At 67.0% G+C, this 15,532-nt stretch carries 14 protein-coding genes; 5 read left to right on the top strand and 9 right to left on the bottom strand.

Annotation, left to right across the window (positions count from 1 at the left end; all coding sequences use genetic code 11):
* Positions 1 to 301: 301 nt before the first annotated feature.
* The 6 genes from ASC67_RS04140 to ASC67_RS04115 are packed head-to-tail and all read right to left on the bottom strand — an operon-like array spanning position 302 to position 4,941.
* The gene (locus ASC67_RS04140) at positions 302 to 1,357 is read right to left on the bottom strand and encodes an NADH:ubiquinone reductase (Na(+)-transporting) subunit F (RefSeq protein ID WP_056315396.1); all 1,056 of its coding nucleotides are present in this window, start codon (positions 1,355 to 1,357) and stop codon (positions 302 to 304) included.
* Between the two features lie 6 nt (positions 1,358 to 1,363).
* A complete protein-coding gene (locus ASC67_RS04135) occupies positions 1,364 to 1,726 on the bottom strand; it encodes a phenol hydroxylase subunit P4 (protein WP_056315394.1) in 363 nt (120 codons plus the stop codon).
* Positions 1,727 to 1,739: 13 nt separating this feature from the next.
* Positions 1,740 to 3,356 (bottom strand): aromatic/alkene/methane monooxygenase hydroxylase/oxygenase subunit alpha, encoded by a 1,617-nt coding sequence (locus ASC67_RS04130; RefSeq protein ID WP_056315438.1) that lies wholly within the window; start codon positions 3,354 to 3,356, stop codon positions 1,740 to 1,742.
* Positions 3,357 to 3,376: 20 nt separating this feature from the next.
* Positions 3,377 to 3,676, bottom strand: coding sequence for an MmoB/DmpM family protein (locus ASC67_RS04125; protein WP_056315392.1), 300 nt, complete (start codon positions 3,674 to 3,676; stop codon positions 3,377 to 3,379).
* Positions 3,673 to 4,671, bottom strand: coding sequence for an aromatic/alkene monooxygenase hydroxylase subunit beta (locus ASC67_RS04120; protein ID WP_056315391.1), 999 nt, complete (start codon positions 4,669 to 4,671; stop codon positions 3,673 to 3,675). Before ASC67_RS04120 ends, ASC67_RS04125 begins: the two co-directional genes overlap by 4 nt.
* 57 nt (positions 4,672 to 4,728) lie before the next feature.
* The gene (locus ASC67_RS04115; RefSeq protein ID WP_235566215.1) at positions 4,729 to 4,941 is read right to left on the bottom strand and encodes a phenol hydroxylase subunit; all 213 of its coding nucleotides are present in this window, start codon (positions 4,939 to 4,941) and stop codon (positions 4,729 to 4,731) included.
* 277 nt (positions 4,942 to 5,218) lie between these two features.
* Between ASC67_RS04115 and ASC67_RS04110 the strand changes: the two genes are divergently transcribed.
* Both ASC67_RS04110 and ASC67_RS04105 read left to right on the top strand, forming a co-directional pair.
* On the top strand, positions 5,219 to 6,988 hold the full coding sequence (locus ASC67_RS04110; protein ID WP_056315387.1) for a sigma-54-dependent Fis family transcriptional regulator: 1,770 nt from the start codon (positions 5,219 to 5,221) through the stop codon (positions 6,986 to 6,988).
* A gap of 193 nt (positions 6,989 to 7,181) precedes the next feature.
* Positions 7,182 to 8,117, top strand: coding sequence for a catechol 2,3-dioxygenase (locus ASC67_RS04105; protein WP_056315385.1), 936 nt, complete (start codon positions 7,182 to 7,184; stop codon positions 8,115 to 8,117).
* Between the two features lie 20 nt (positions 8,118 to 8,137).
* Here ASC67_RS04105 and ASC67_RS04100 read toward each other — a convergent pair whose 3' ends face one another.
* On the bottom strand, positions 8,138 to 8,506 hold the full coding sequence (locus tag ASC67_RS04100) for a 2Fe-2S iron-sulfur cluster-binding protein (protein ID WP_056315383.1): 369 nt from the start codon (positions 8,504 to 8,506) through the stop codon (positions 8,138 to 8,140).
* Positions 8,507 to 8,659: 153 nt separating this feature from the next.
* Here ASC67_RS04100 and ASC67_RS04095 point away from each other — a divergent pair, with 153 nt between their 5' ends.
* From ASC67_RS04095 to ASC67_RS04085, 3 genes are all read left to right on the top strand, one after another.
* Positions 8,660 to 9,580 (top strand): LysR substrate-binding domain-containing protein, encoded by a 921-nt coding sequence (locus ASC67_RS04095; RefSeq protein WP_056315381.1) that lies wholly within the window; start codon positions 8,660 to 8,662, stop codon positions 9,578 to 9,580.
* A 754-nt stretch (positions 9,581 to 10,334) separates the two neighbouring features.
* The gene (locus ASC67_RS04090) at positions 10,335 to 11,720 is read left to right on the top strand and encodes a hypothetical protein (protein WP_056315380.1); all 1,386 of its coding nucleotides are present in this window, start codon (positions 10,335 to 10,337) and stop codon (positions 11,718 to 11,720) included.
* A 7-nt stretch (positions 11,721 to 11,727) separates the two neighbouring features.
* The gene (locus ASC67_RS04085) at positions 11,728 to 12,669 is read left to right on the top strand and encodes a DNA adenine methylase (protein ID WP_082535810.1); all 942 of its coding nucleotides are present in this window, start codon (positions 11,728 to 11,730) and stop codon (positions 12,667 to 12,669) included.
* Between the two features lie 446 nt (positions 12,670 to 13,115).
* Here ASC67_RS04085 and ASC67_RS04080 read toward each other — a convergent pair whose 3' ends face one another.
* The gene (locus ASC67_RS04080; RefSeq protein ID WP_056315378.1) at positions 13,116 to 14,660 is read right to left on the bottom strand and encodes an amidohydrolase family protein; all 1,545 of its coding nucleotides are present in this window, start codon (positions 14,658 to 14,660) and stop codon (positions 13,116 to 13,118) included.
* Positions 14,661 to 14,738: 78 nt separating this feature from the next.
* Positions 14,739 to 15,530: an ABC transporter ATP-binding protein gene (locus ASC67_RS04075; RefSeq protein ID WP_056315376.1), complete on the bottom strand. Its 792-nt coding sequence runs from the start codon at positions 15,528 to 15,530 to the stop codon at positions 14,739 to 14,741.
* Positions 15,531 to 15,532: the final 2 nt, after the last annotated feature.

Genomic DNA, 15,532 nt, shown 5'->3' with positions numbered 1-15,532 from the left:
CTTCTGGCGCTCGGCCTTCACCGCACTGAAATCAGGCGCCTGCATGCACCCGCTCAGACCTTGCAGACCATAGAGCAGCAGCAATGTGCTCAGGCCTCGGACGATGGAAGGACGGGGCGGTTTCATTCGAAGGTCTCCGGGGTGCGCCTCGTTCCCGCACTGCGTCGGTGACTTGGAAAAGGCCTCGCGTCCTGCAATGACGCGGACTGGCAAAAGTCTAGGAGTCGGTGGATGGGGCGGTCCAATACCGATGCGCACCGGCTTCGATACTCGCAAGGTATTCGCCGCCACGTCCATCACCTCAGATGGCCTTGAACAGCGGGCTGCGCACGCGCTGCGCGTCGGCCGCGGAGAGGAACTTCTCGGTGTAGATGTCGCGCTCGAACAGGCGGCCCTGCATCAGCGTGGAGATGCAGGCGTCGATCATGGCCGGCGGCCCGCACAGGTAGGCCTTGTGACCGCGGAAGTCGTTGCCGAAGTGCGCCTTCGCGGCCTCGTGCACGAAGCCGCGCGCCCCGCCCCAACCGCTGCCCTCGGGCTCGTGCGACAGCACCGGCACGTAGCTGAAGTACGGATGCCGCTCGGCCAGCGCCTCGAAGTCCTCGTGGTAGTACAGCTCGCTCCGGTGGCGCTGGCCGTACACCAGCGTGATCGCCGGCGGACTGCCCTGCTCCAGCAGGTCGAGGATCATGCTGCGCGGACTCGACAGTCCCGATCCCCCGGCCATGAACAGCATCGGCAGGCGCGCCGAGCGGCGCACGAAGAAGCGGCCATAGGGCCCCGACAGCTTCAGCGCGTCGCCCACCTTCAGCGCCTCGTGCAGGTAGCCGGTGCCGGCGCCGCCGGGCACGATGCGCACGTTGAGCTCGATCTCGCCGCCCTGCGACGGCGGGCTGGCCAGCGAGAACGCCCGGCGGATGCCCAGCCCCGGGATCTCGAGGTTCACGTACTGGCCGGCCTGGAAGCGGATCGGCGTGTCCAGGCGCAGGAACAGGCCCTTGATGGTGGGGGTGAGCGCCTCGATGCGGGTCACGGTGCCGACGTGGTCGCGCACCGGGATCAGCTCGGCGTCGGGGTCCTCGTCGATGTCGGCCTCGATCACGGTGTCGGCCTGCAGCGTGGCGCAGCAGGCCAGCGTCTTGCCTTCGTCGCGCTCGAAGTCCATCAGCGCGAACGGCGAGGCCTCGCCGTGCTCCACCTCGCCATCGAGCACCTGCACCTTGCAGGTCGCGCACAGGCCGTGGCAGCAGGCGTGCGGCAGCCAGATCCCTGCCCGCAGGCAGGCGTCGAGCACGGTCTGGTCGGGCGCCACCTCGACCGACGCGCCGATCGGTTCGATCGTCAAGCGGTAGCTCATGGGCGCTCAGAAGCCGACGCCGTAGAGACCCGCGAGTTCCGGCGTGCGGAAGCGGAGCACGGACTTGTGGGCCAGGCCGTTGTCGGCCAGGCTCTGGTCCAGCGCCGGCTCGAAGGGCTGGCCCGCACGCAGCCATTGCACCCGCGACCAGTCGATCTGCGCGAACTGCGGGTGCTGGCCGAACAGCGCGGGCAGCACCTGCTCGACCAGCGCACCGAACGGCATCTGCGGCGGCAGCGGCACGCACAGCGGCGTCGCATACATCAGGTGCTGGTCCCAGCCGATGCCCAGCAGCTGCTGGCCGTGGAACTTGTCGACACTGTCCTTCATGTCCCCGTGGTAGCCGGGGCGGATCGCCTTGACGCTCATCTTCTTTTCCTCCTCAGGCGGTCCGGCGTTCGGCGGCCTGGACCTGGGCCAGGGCGTCCGCGGTGGCAGAAGGCTGGTGCATGTTGGCGGGGCGCTGGGTCCAGCGCTCCCAGTTCACCGCATCGATGTGGGTGGCGAAGTCGCCGCCGTCGACGCCCGGCTCGATGCCCATGTACTTCAGCGCCTCGACCAGCGGGTTGAAGCCCGGCGCCGTCGGGTCGACCCCCGGGTTGAAGTAGTTGCCCTGGTAGATCTGATGCACCGGCAGGTGCGCGTGGACGTACTTCTCCGGCTCGTTGCGGAAGATGTCCAGGCAGCCATCGGAACAGCACTGGAACTTCTCGCCGAGGTAGGTCTCCTCGCGGTAGGCGATCTGCGTCGGATCGTCCGGCTCGGTGAACAGCAGCGGCCACTGGCACACCTGGCACAGCTGCGGCAGCGTGGCGTTGACGAACGGCGTTCCCTGCCGCTCCAGCTCGCGCCAGTGCTCGAAGCGCGGCCGGTAGTAGCGATCGAAGGTGTCCGGGTACTTGGCGGAAAGCCAGTCCATCTCCTCATCGCTCGGCAGCCAGACCGGGAAGCCGGCGGCATGGCGGAACTGGTAGAAGGTGCACCAGAGCTGGTGCCCCACGTGGCCCTTCTCCTTGACCGTCGTCTCCCAGTGCTTGGGCATGCGGATGCCGTAGCGCGCCAGGTCGGCGAACAGTGCGCCGCCGTTCTGCTCGAAGTAGATCTCCCAGGCCTCGCTCCAGCTCATCACGCGCTTGGGCAGCATGTAGTCCATCATCGTGGCGAGCAGGGTGAGGAGCCGGTAGCCGCGCCAGAACCACTTGTCGATCCAGCCCTGCACGATGGGCACGTTGGCCGGGTCCTGCTCGAGCAGGAACTTGATGACCTCGATGCCCAGCGTCATGTGGCGCGCCTCGTCGCTCTGCGCCGAGAAGCCGAACGACACCGTGGACATGTCGCCGTTGTAGGCCGCACCGGAGGCCCAGGGCATGAACACCAGGTTGGTCAGCACGTACTCGAAGGCGAACGAGATCGCGGTGATGAACTCGAACGGCCCCGCGGTGATCGCGTCCTCGAAGAAGGACTTCGGGATCGACAGGTACCAGGTCCGATCGAACATCAGCGGGAACTCGCTCAGCCCCGTGAAGTACTTGTTGTACTGGCTGATCGCGTGGATCTGCGTCTGCGCATGGCGCAGTTCGTCGATGGCCTGCATCTGCGCCGCGATGCGCGGCCCGACGCCCGGAAACTCGCGTCCGAGAATGCAGAAGCCGCGATGGGACGCGTACTCCAGCGGACTCACCCCCGTCAGAAAGATCTTCAACGCCTGCAGGTAACGCGCATCGCTGACGTTGAACTGGCCGTTGTTCTGCTGGAAGGCGTCGATGATCGCGTAGAGCTTCTTCTCCTTCTCGCCCTGGTACTTCCAGTAGGCGTCCATCGTCAGACGGAACGGGTCCTCCCACTTGTCCCAGTCGTGGATCCTGATGCCCTCGAAGTCCACCGTGCGGAAGATCTCGCTCCTGGGCTGGTAGCTCGGCTCCCAGTCGAGCCCGCGCGTGAGCAGCGCGTAGTTCTCCTTCAAGCTGAGCTTCTTGGCGGTCTTCAGGTCGTCGGTCATGCGGGTCTCCTCGGTCGCCCTCAGGCGGCCTTCCATTGCAGGATGAATTCGTCGTCGGTCTCGTCGATCCCGCCGGACAGCGAGATCAGGTTGAGCTGCAGCTCGCGCAGGTCGAAGTCGCGCCCGATGCGCTCCTCGATCGAGGCGCGCCGGATCACCAGGGAGCCGGGCGCGTCGATCTTCACCATCGCCGGGTACTCGCTCACCACCGCGTGCGGGTTGTCGGCCTGGATGGCCTCGACGATCGGCAGGGTGTCGTTGTTGGCCTGCAGCGCGATGAAGACCGGCTGCAGGCTCGTGCCGGAGCGGGCGGCGCTCATGCGCTGGCCAGCCCGAGCCGGGCCAGGCGCGCGCCCAGGGCGGCATCGGCCTCAGCCAGCGCCCCCGCACCGTCGGTGCCCAGCGTGGCCTCGGCCAGCAGCGCCAGGGCGGCGTTCAGCGCGCTGCGCCAGGGGGTCACCCAGCCCTGGATCAGCGCCCGGTTGGCCTCGCTCTCCGCGGCGGCGGTCTTGACGGTCGCATCGACCCACCTGGCCGTCTCGTCCTGCCAGCGGTTCATGTGGTCGAGCACGGTGGCCAGCGCCGGCCCGTGGCGCTGCGCCATGCGGGCGTCGAAGTGCTGGAAGAACAGCGGGTAGAGCAGTCCGTCGGCCACCAGGGTCTGCGCCACCAGGACCTCGAACCAGTCGCGCGTGACGAACAGGTTCTCCACCTCGCGGCGCAGGCCCTGCCAGGCCGGGTGTTCGACCCAGTGGCGGTGGGCCTGGTCGAGCGCGGCGCCGGTGTTGCCGTCCACCAGCAGGCCGATGCGCGAGAGGTGCTGGGCCAGGCCCAGGCGGTCCATCGCGCCCATCACGGCGGCCTGGGTCACCGCGGTGCCCCAGCCGTAGGCGGCGACGTGGCTGAGGTTGGTGTTGGCGCCCCATTCGTAGTGGCGCAGCGGCACGAGGGCGAAGACGATGGCTTCGCGGGCCTCGGTGGGCAACTGGGCCAGCAGGCCGCGCCGGTCGGCGAACTCCATCTGGCGGTCCAGCGCCTCCTGCTGCTTGGCGCGCGCCATGGTGTAGCTGCCGTAGTAGTACTGGCGCGGGTCCTTCAGCGCGTACCAGTCGGCCATCTGGAGGGCGGTGCGGCGCTTGTCGTAGAGGTCGCGCTCGGGGTCCCACAGCGGCTTGTAGTGGTGGTTGGTCTGCGACTGGAGGTCGTAGGTGGCCTCCTGGTAGCGCGTGGCCGGCTTGTCGCCGAAGCGCCGGGCGATGTGCCCGAAGGTCTGGCGTACCGGCTTGACGGTCTGGGTGCGGATTTCGACGGTCATGGTCTGCTTGTCTCCTGGTGTTCGGGTGTGTTGTCGTTCTGGTGTCGGGACCGCGGGCTATTCGTCGGGTCCGTGTCGGCCGTAGCGCCACTTGGCCTGCTCGGCGTCGATGCGCGCGCCTTCGGCCGCGCCTAGAGAACGGGCGCGCTGCGCGGCGCAGAAGGCCTCGAAGGCCGGGCGCGGCAGGATCAGCTCCACCCACAGGTCCGGGTCACCGAGCGAGAAGTCGAACTCGATGAAGCCGTCGCGACGCTCGTTGCGCAGGCGCACCCAGCAAGCCGAAACGGCCCCTGGCGGATGGAATGGCACGACGGACATGCGCGATGAAAAAGGTGGTTGAGATGGCCTGCTTTCGCACGGCCTGTGCCATCGCGCCAAGGTCTAGGGAACACCCTGATCTTTGGTCGCTGCAAGCGCCGAAATCGCCCTTGCGAGCTCGCTTGATCCGGCCTCGCGGCCCGCTCGGATCAAACACGTGTATCAATTCAAACAAGCGGCCGTTAGCATTTCGAGGCCCGGACTGTTTGAATTTCTACAAGCCCCGCACATGGCCTCGCACAAGACCGCCGCCCCCAAGTCGCCCGCCTCGCCGTCGATCGACGACCTCGTGTCGCGCATCCATTTCGACGCACGCGAAGGCCGCATCTGGCTCGACGAGCAGCGCATGCTGCTGATGCATGTGTCGGGTCAGGGCGTGCTGCGCCAGGAGCTGATCGAGAGCCTGGGCATCGATCGCGCGCGCGGCCTGATCACGCGCGTGGGCTACAACTCCGGCTCGCACGACGCCGACCTCGCGCGCAAGCTGCGGGGCTCCACCCACCCCACCGAGGCCATGCTGGTCGGCCCGCAGCTGCACATGCTCGAGGGCGTGGCGCGCGTCGAGCCGGTGCGGCTCGACATGAACGAGGAACACGGCCGCTTCTACGGCGAGTTCAACTGGCACGGCTCGGCCGAGGCCGAGGAGCACATCCGCCTCTACGGCATCGGCACCGACGTCGCGTGCTGGCAGCAGGTGGGCTACGCCTCGGGCTTCGTCAGCCGCTTCATGGGCCGCCCGGTGATGTTCCGCGAGGTGCAGTGCTGCGCGCAGGGCGCGCCGCACTGCGTGATCGTCGGCCGCCCGGTCGAGGACTGGGAGGATGCCGACGACGACCTGCGCTCGCTGCAGGCCGACAGCCTGAGCAGCGGCCTCAGCGCGGCCAACCGCGGCGCCGCGGCGGCGTCGGAGGCGCGCTCGCTGCTCGGCGGCGAGGACGTGGTGGGCGTGTCCGCCGGCTTCAACGCGGTGTGCCACATGATCCGCCGCGCCGCCGACACCCAGGCCACCGTGCTGTTCCAGGGCGAGAGCGGCGTGGGCAAGGAAGTGCTGGCGCGCAGCCTGCACCGCATCGGCCCGCGCGCGGCCGGGCCCTTCGTCGCGATCAACTGCGCGGCCATCCCGGAAGAGCTGGTGGAGGCCGAGCTGTTCGGCGTGGAGAAAGGCGCCTACACCGGCGCGGTGAGCAGCCGGCCCGGCCGCTTCGAGCGGGCCGACGGCGGCACGCTGTTCCTCGACGAGATCGGCATCCTGGCCTGGCCGGCGCAGGGCAAGCTGCTGCGCGCATTGCAGGAGCGTGAGGTCGAGCGCGTGGGCGGCGCGCAGGCGCGCAAGGTCGACGTGCGCGTGGTCGCGGCGAGCAACCTGAACCTGCGCGAGGAGGTCAAGGCCGGCCGCTTCCGCGAGGACCTGTTCTTCCGCCTCAACGTGCTGCCGGTGCGGGTGCCGCCGCTGCGCGAGCGGCGCGAGGACATCCCGGTGTTCATGAACCACTTCCTGCACAAGTTCAACCAGCGCGACGGCCGGCGCGTCAGCGGCTTCACCAGCCGCGCGATCGACGCGATGCTGGCCTACGACTGGCCGGGCAACATCCGCGAGCTCGAGAACCTGGTGGAGCGCGGCGTGGTGCTGGCGCCGGACCAGGGGGCGATCGACACCGTGCACCTGTTCTTCGGCGGCGAGCAGGTCGACGGCGGCCTGCTCGCGCTCAAGCGCGACGGCTCGCTGCACGCCGGCCCCTCGCCGCTCGACACGACCGACCCCGGCGACGGCACGTCCGGCCACCACGGCCCGCAGGAGCTGGGCCAGCGCGTGATGGCGCTGCTGAGCGGCAGCGGCGACGTGTCGAGCGCGCCGCTCGACCAGATCGAGGCCGCGCTGATCCGCAGCGCGATGGCGCGCACCCAGGACAACCAGTCCGCCGCGGCGCGGCTGCTGGGCATCACGCGCGCGCAACTCATCTACCGGCTGCGCGCGCTGGCACCGCTGCCGCAGGCCTGAGCCGCGGCCTCCGAGGCCCGGCGGGCCGCGCGGCGGATACCTACAAGGTATCGCGGCGGCCCAGTATCGGTATTGGACCGGGTGCCAGGGCGCTTCCTACACTTCCTCGCAACCGCTCGACAACAACAAGCTGCCGCGACCGCCGAGAAGTCGCACGAGCCCACCGCACACCGCCACCTCGAGGAGACCCCCCATGGCAATGACCGGAGTGCTGCGTCCCGGCCACGCGCAATTGCGCGTGCTCGACCTGGAAGTCAGCCGCAAGTTCTATCGTGACGTAGTCGGCCTCGTGGAGACCGGCACCGACAAGCAGGGCCGCGTGTACTTCAAGTGCTGGGACGAGCGCGACCACCACAGCGTGGTGCTGCGCCAGGCCGACTCGGCCGGCATCGACTTCGTGGGCTACAAGGTGCTGGACCGCGCCACGCTCGACCAGCTGGAGCGCGACGTGCGCGCCTACGGCCTGGAGACCGAGCGCGTGCCGGCCGGCGACCTGCTGGAGACCGGCGAGCGCGTGCGCTTCCAGCTGCCCACCGGACACCTGTTCGAGCTGTATGCCGACAAGAAGCACGTGGGCAACGGCCTCGGCCAGGTGAACCCCGCCCCCTGGGGCCCGGACGCCGACCGCGGCATGGCGCCCACACGCCTGGACCACTGCCTGCTGTACGGCACCAACATCGCGGCCAACAAGAAGCTGTTCACCGAGGTGCTGGGCTTCTACCTGGTGGAGCGCATCCTCGGCCCCAAGGAAGCGGGCGAGCCCGAGGTGGCGATCTTCCTGGCGTGCTCGCACAAGACGCACGACATCGCCTTCGTGGAATACCCCGAGCCGGGCAAGCTGCACCACCTGTCGTTCCGCATGCCGACCTGGGAACGCGTGCTGCGCGCCGGCGACATCATGGGCATGAACAACGTACCCATCGACATCGGCCCCACCCGCCACGGCACGACGCGCGGCGAGACCATCTACGCCTGGGACCCTTCGGGCAACCGCTTCGAGACCTTCTGCGGCGGCTACGACCCCTATCCGGACAGCGAGCCGATCACCTGGACGCAAGAAGGCTTCGGCCATGGCCTGGACTACCCGCAAGGCAAGCTGCACGAGAGCTTCCTCACCATCGTGACCTGAGGCGAGGCCCCGCGCTTACATCAGGAGGTCTCGGGCGGTGCGGTAATGGACGGCACCGCGGCGACGCTGCGGTGGAGCGTCTTCTGCATCGGCCCGATGGCGCGCACCACGACATCGCTGCTCGGGTAGATGCAGCAGGCCAGCACGCGGTGGCAGGCCTCGTCGTCGGCGTTCACGTGGGTGCGGCTCATCACGCGCTTGCGGTACTGGCCCGACACCACCTCCACCTTGCACACGCCGCAGCCGCCGCCGCGGCAGCCCACCGGGATGCCGCGCTTGCCGAGCCGCGCCAGGCCCACCAGCACGGTCTCGGTGCCGTTGCAGGAGTAGGCCTCGCCGGTGTCGGCGATCGTGACGCGGTGCGATGACGAACAGGGGTCGACGGACACCTCGCGGCTCCTCTCAGGGTTATCACCGTGCGGCGGCCGGCGTGCGCCGATCCGCGGCGACGCGAAGATACTTGAGAGCCGAAGGCAAAGCCAATACCGTTCACGCTCGGCGGCCATACCCGTTCGGCCCCTCTCACCCTCCCCTTGCACCTCATGGACCTGCGACATCTCAAGTACTTCGTGGCGGTGGCCGAGGAGCTGAACATCGGCCGCGCCGCGGCCCGGTTGCACATTTCCCAGCCGCCGCTCACGCGGCAGATCCGCGCGCTGGAAGAAGAGCTGGGCGTGGACCTGTTCGTGCGCACGCCCAAGGGCGTGGAGCTCACGCAGGCCGGCGAGATGTTCCGCACCGAGGCCAACAACATCCGCATGCTCGTCGAAGGCGCCATCGACCGCGTTCAGCGGGCCGGCGAAGGCAAGCTCGGCCGGCTGGACGTGGGCATCTTCGGCTCCGGCATCTACGGCGTGATCCCGGAGCTGCTGGAGGTCTTCCGCACCCGCCTGCCCGGCGTGAGCATCGTGCTGCACACCATGAGCAAGAACGAGCAGATCGAGGCGCTGCGGCAGCGCCGCATCACGATCGGCTTCAACCGCATGATGCCGCCGCTGCCCGACATCGGCCGCGAGCTGGTGACCACCGAGCGGCTGCTGGTGGCGGTGCACGAGAACAACCCGCTGGCCGCGCTGGCGGCGGTGCCGTTCCGCGCGCTGGCCGACCACCCGCTGGTGCTGTTTCCGAACGTGGGGCGGCCGAGCTTCATCGACAAGGTGATCGAGCTGTGCAAGCAGCAGGGCTTCGAGCCCCAGATCGCGCAGGAGGTGGGCGACGCGGTGACCGGCATCGCGCTCGTGGCCAGCGGCTACGGCATCTCACTGATCCCCGAATCCATCACCTCGCTGCAGATGCCGCGCGTGGTGTACCGCCCGCTGGCCGACGCGCCGCAGGCCACCATCGACCTGAGCTGCCTCTACCGCGCCACCGACCCGTCGCCGCTGCTGCGGTCCTTCTTGGGCATCGTGCGGGAGTACCGGGAGAAGTGGGAGGGGGCGGGGAAGAGGGAGCGGAGGGAGTGAGGGTGGGCTGAGGAAGCGTCGGCGACTTACTTTCGTCGATGACTGCAATCGGCCCTCAGCTGACCCCAGCTGACGGGCGGACGAGCATCTGCAGCAGACTGAGAGCAGCCGCCCGGCGCGAGCGTCTTGGATGACCGGTGCCACCGCAAGCTTCAACGACTGGCCGCGTTACAGGAGCCTTCGACGACGTGAGCATTCGACTCGACGGCTCACACTGCCGCATGAGCCAGACTACCTTTCGCGCACCAGGCGCATCGATCTTTCGTACCGTTTCAGCGAGAAGTTTGCAATCGACGCCGCTGGTGCGCGCATGCCGCGTGGGAGGTTCGGGGGGTGACTTGTCTGTGAAGGCATCGCGTCAATGACGCGGCTTTCAGTGGGGGCATGCACGCCATATGCACTGCCACCTGACGACCGGCGCGACAGCGAGCCGTGCGGCAACAGGATGATGCGCTGGAGACCTCCAGCGCGGTTGCTGCGGTCGTGAGCCATGCGCGCAGGTAATGTTGAGGACCAAGCTGGGCCACGGCATCCAGCGCCACGGTTGGAGACGTGTCGCCCCACGGATAGAGCGGTGACTGAACGCGGCCACTCCGGGTAAATGCCCTCTGCGGCCTCGTGCTCGCCGTGCGGAGTTTCATACCCTGGGGGAGCTATGCATTCGGGTGGCGCCACCGTGCTTCGAGTGGCGCTGCCGTGTTTGATAGCATGACCTGAATAAGCGTTCGCCACGCAAGAAGGAAGGGAGAGGACCATGCCAGTCAGCGAGTCGACGTCGATCAAGCGCTTGTCGATTGATCTCTCGAACTACCGAACTACGCGCCAAAAGGACGAACGGCATGCCGTCGAGGCGATCATTGCCATCAATCCAGATTGGTTCTGGGCGCTGACCGAGAGCCTATTGGATGACGGCTATCTTCCGACCGAGAACGTCCTGGTTCAACGCACCGGTAGCGGCTCAAAGGCTTTGCTCACCGTGAAGGAGGGCAACCGCCGCGTTTCCGCGTTGAAGATCATCCACGGATTGATCCCTACCAAGGATCTAAGCGTCCCTGCCAACATCCTCGAGAGGATCGCAACCGTAGCGACGCCGGCCTGGAAGAAGGCAAACCTGAATTTGCCGTGTGTTGTGTACGGTCCAGAAGAAGCGGACATTGCCAACAGAATTCGGAGTCTGACCCACGGCAAGGGCGAGAAGGCCGGACGCGACAAGTGGACGGCCGTTGCAAGAGCACGTCACAACCGAGATGAGAACAAGGCGTCCGAGCCCGCGCTCGACGTCCTAGAGAAGTATCTCAAGCACGGCGCCAACCTAACAACGCGGCAAGCTCAGCTGTGGTCGGGAGATTATCCGCTCAGCGTCCTCGAAGAAGCGCTCAAGCGGATGTCCACGCGGCTTGGGTGCTTGAACAGTACCGACGTCGGTAAGAAGTATCCGAACAAGGTGCAGCATCGCCTCAAGTTCGACGAGGTGATATTTGCGATCGGCCAAAAGAGCGTGACGTTCGATAGCCTGCGCACCACAGATGTGGCCACCGCGTTCGGCATCCCGGATGTGAAGCTCGCGCCGTCCTCCTCCAGTGGGACAACAGCTAGCGCGGGCACCGGGACTGCGGGCGCTCCCGCACCAGCGCCGGCCGCGGCAGCTGCCACGGGAAAGAAAGTTGCAGCAGTTGCCGTGCAGGACCCGCGGCGAGTGGCACGAGCACTTCGAGATTTCACGCCGAAGGGGCAGCGCCGCGAGAAGGTTGTTTCGCTCCTTGTCGAGATTCGTCGCCTGAAGCTGGACAAGAACCCCATCGCCTTCTGCTTCTTGCTGCGGAGCATGTTTGAGATCTCCGCCAAGGCTTACTGCACGGACCACAAGAGCGCGGGCCTTTCCACCACCAAGAACGGCATAGACCGGAAGCTCCTCGACGTACTCCGGGACGTGACGAAGCACTTAACGAACAACAGCGCAGATCAAGCAATGTTGAAAGCGTTGCATGGCTCGCTGACCGAGCTGGCGAAGCCCGAAGGCATTCTCTCTGTCACTTCGATGAATCAGCTCGTCCACAACCCCACGTTCTCGCAGCAGCCGCAGGACATAGCGGTCCTGTTCGGCAATGTGTTCCCCTTGGTTGAAGCGATGAACGCGTGACACTGAAATGAGGTACTCCACACCACTACGGTATCCCGGCGGGAAGCAGCGGCTGACGCCGTTCGTCCTCGAGGTTTTGCGCGCGAATGAATTGCAGGGCTGCGACTACGTCGAGCCGTACGCTGGAGGGGCCGGCGTCGCGATTCAGTTGCTCTTGCAGGGCCACGTCGCCAACATTCATCTCAACGACTCGTCGAAGGCGATCTACTCGTTCTGGCGTTCAATCCTCACGAAGACCGAAGAGTTCTGCCGATTGGTTTCCACGGCGTCTTTGACTGTGGAGGAGTGGAAGCGGCAACGGGAAGTGATCCGGAACCCCGGCAAACATAGTCAGTTGGAGCTCGGGTTCAGCACCTTCTTTCTGAACCGGTGCAATAGATCCGGCGTGTTGAGCGGCGGGCTGATTGGCGGACTCCAGCAGAACGGCGCGTGGAAGATGGACGCCCGTTTCTCGCGGAACGAACTGATCCGCCGTATCGAAGTGATCGCTGCTCGGCGCAGCAGCATTACCGTCCGGAATCTGGATGCAGAACAGTTCATGGCGGACTACATCCCTACGCTGCCCGCCAAGTCGCTCGTGTACTGCGACCCGCCCTACTTCAACAAGGCACAGCGCCTGTACCTCGACTCGTATCAGCCCGAGGACCACGCGCGCATCGCACGTGTCATTCAGACGAGACTGCCGCGAAGTTGGATCGTCTCCTACGACAGTGCGCCTGAGATTCTCGAGTACTACGCCAAGCGCAGATCGTTTCTGTACAACCTCCAGTACAACGCCTCCACGGTCTACAAAGGGCGTGAGGTGTTCGTGTTCTCGGACGATCTTGTGCTGCCGTCGGAGTCGACGCTACCTTGCATCGATGAAGTAGTGCGGTACCTCGATCACGGCAAGTACAAGCCCAACGCCAAATCACGCGAGGCGACCCGCAAGCGGCTGCTCGCGGCCTAGATGGCACCAGCCAACGCGAAGGGTCGCGCTATCCTGCGTCCATGACCGGCACACTCACCTCCGATGTCTCGCGTGCCGCGGTCTCGCTGCGCCGAAGGCTTCGGCAGGATGGCCGCTTGGTGGCAGTCGGCGTGAATAGAACACGCGTGGGCAAATGACCGCAACCGCTGTACTGCCGACGCCCAGGTCCGAGGAGCGAAGGTCCGCAGAGGGTCGATAACCGCCGTATCTAGTTTGAGTGCCAAGAGCGGCGCCTGCTGCAAAGCTGCTGGAGACAACCTGGATGTCGAATTAAGGTGCGCTGGTGCCGTTCGAATCGGGCTGCCGAGTGACGGCGCTTACCTGGAGCGGTCGGAGCAAACTCTTCCGGCAGCATGCCATTCCGGCGATTCGCTTGCGCTTGGCCGTAGAAGCCTCGGCGCCGCGCCGAGGCTTCCGCACTCGGCTCAAGTGCGCGACGAAGGCCCGTAGAACGGCTGCCGCGCCGGCTCGCCGTCCAGGTAGTTGGCGTAGAAGCTCTTCACGTGCGGGAACACCGCCTTCGACAGCTGGCGGCGGCTTTCCTCGTCGGCGCTGCGGGGCCGAGACAGCTGCTCGGCGATCTGGGCCAGCACCTTGTCGCGGTCCACGTACTTGAAGCGGCCCTGCGCATAGATCGGGTCGCCGCCCACGTACACCGTGTCCACGTGGCGCTGGTGGGCGCGCTGCACCAGCGCGTCGAGCAGCGGGATGTCTTCGTCCTGGAACGGGTAGGTGGCGGCCTGGTAGTCGATGGCCACGGCGTCGAACTGCATGCCCGGGTCGAGCCGGCCGATCTGGCCGCGGAAGGCGGTGGTCTTCGCGCCGTGCTCGCTGGCCATCTGCAGCACCTGCGGGCAGCTCGGCACGTCGTATTCGTCCATGCCCGGCACCCGGTGGGCGCGTAGCGCGAGCTTCATCTCCTGCAGCATGTCGCGGTCTTCGTTGATGCCGGCTTCGTCGAGCCCCATGCCGATGGTCACGCCGCGTTTGGCCAGGTCGTTGATCGGCGCCATGCCGCTGCGCAGGCGGAAGTTGCTGCTGCAGTTGTGGCACACGCAGGTCTTGCTGTGGGCCACCAGCTCCACGTCTTCTTCGGTCAGCCACACGGCATGGCCGAGCGTCATCCACGGGCCCAGTGCGCCCAGCTTGTGGAGGTGCTTGACGGCGGTGGTGCCGGTGCGGCGGCGGGCGTACTCCTTCTGGTACACGGTCTCCAGCAGGTGCATGTGCAGCGGCACGTCGTCGGCCTTGGCCTGCTCCACCAGCGTCATCAGGCCGTCGTCGGTGATCCAGTGCAGGTTGGCCGGCGCGAGCTGGATGCGCGTGAGCGCCTGGCCGGCGTTCTCGTCGCGCAGCATCTTGTAGAGCTTCATGTGGTCGGCGAAGCTCAGCGTGGCCTGCTTCAGGTGCTCGGCCAGCGGCACGCCCACGTCGCTGGGCAGGCTGGCGCAGAAGGTGGCGTCGTCTTCATAGACCAGGCGGTTCTGCTCGCGCACGGCGTAGCAGTACGAGGCGCGCATGCCGATGCTCTGGTAGGCCTTGAGCACCGCGCTCGACGCGCCATGCACCTGCTCGAAGCTGCCGCGCATCCAGCCATGGATGTGCTGCACGGTGGTGATGCCCGAGGCGATCATCTCGAAGGCCGAATACAGGGTGTCGAGGTAGATGTCCACGTCGCGTGCCGACATGCGGCTGGCGAACCACAGCTCCAGCGCGTAGTCGGGCGAGCCCAGCTGCAGCGGCGTCATGCCCACGTGGTGGTGGCTGTTCACGAAGCCGGGCAGCAGCACATGGTGCGGATGCTGGGTCACGGCGGCGTCGGGGAAGCGGTTGTGCATTTCCTCGAACGGGCCCACGGCGACCACCTTGCCGTGCTCATGCACGAGCGCGGCGTCGCTGAGGATGTTGGGGGTGTGGCGGTCTTGCACGCCGGTGACGATCCACTTGGCGCGAACCAGGGCTGCGGTCATGAGAGGTCTCCTGAGAATGTGGGGGGCCGCACCGCCGCGCGTGTGCCGGCGGCGGGCGCTTTCTTCAACACGTCGGGGTCAGATCGCGGCTTCCTGCTCTAGGAAGGCGCGGTCCACTTCGTCGGCCAGCAGGTCGGCCAGGCGCTGGTGCAGCTCGATGCACTGCGGGTCGCGCGGAGAGCGCGGCCGCGGCAGGTCGACCGGCACGATCTCCTTGATGCGCCCCGGCCGCGAGGTGAACACCACGATGCGGTCGGCCAGGGCCAGCGCCTCCTCGATCGAGTGGGTGACCAGCAGCACGCTCGCGCCGCTGGCCCGCCACACCTCGAGCAGGTGGCCCTGCATCTTGGCGCGCGTCTGGATGTCGAGCGCGGCGAAGGGCTCGTCCATCATCAGCACCTTGGGCCGCATGGCCAGCGCACGCGCCAGCGCGGCGCGCTGCCGCATGCCGCCCGAGAGCTCGTCGGGCCGCTTGTCGGCGGCGTCGGCCAGGCCCACCTTGAGCAGCAGCTCCTGCGCGATGCGCTTGCGCTTGTCGGGGAACACGCCTTGCAGCTTGAGGCCGAAGGTCACGTTGTCGGCGATCGTGAGCCAGGGGTAGAGCGAGGCCTCCTGGAAGATCATGCCGCGGTCGGTGCCCGGGCCGGTGATGGGCAGGCTGTCGCATTCGAGCTCGCCTTCGGTGGCCGTCTCCAGCCCCGCCACCATGTAGAGCAGGCTGCTCTTGCCGCAGCCCGAGGGGCCGAGCAGCACGACGAACTCGCCGGGCGCCACGTCGAACGACAGGCCGTCGATGGCGGTCAGCGCCTTCGGCGTGTCGGGGTTCCACACCTTGCGCACGTTGCGCAGGCTGATCATGGGTCTTGTCATGG

The organism is Methylibium sp. Root1272 (genome assembly GCF_001425905.1).
Lineage (GTDB): Bacteria > Pseudomonadota > Gammaproteobacteria > Burkholderiales > Burkholderiaceae_C > Methylibium.
Note: the sequence above shows the minus strand (reverse complement) of the source record. Positions and strands in the feature narration are given on the sequence as shown.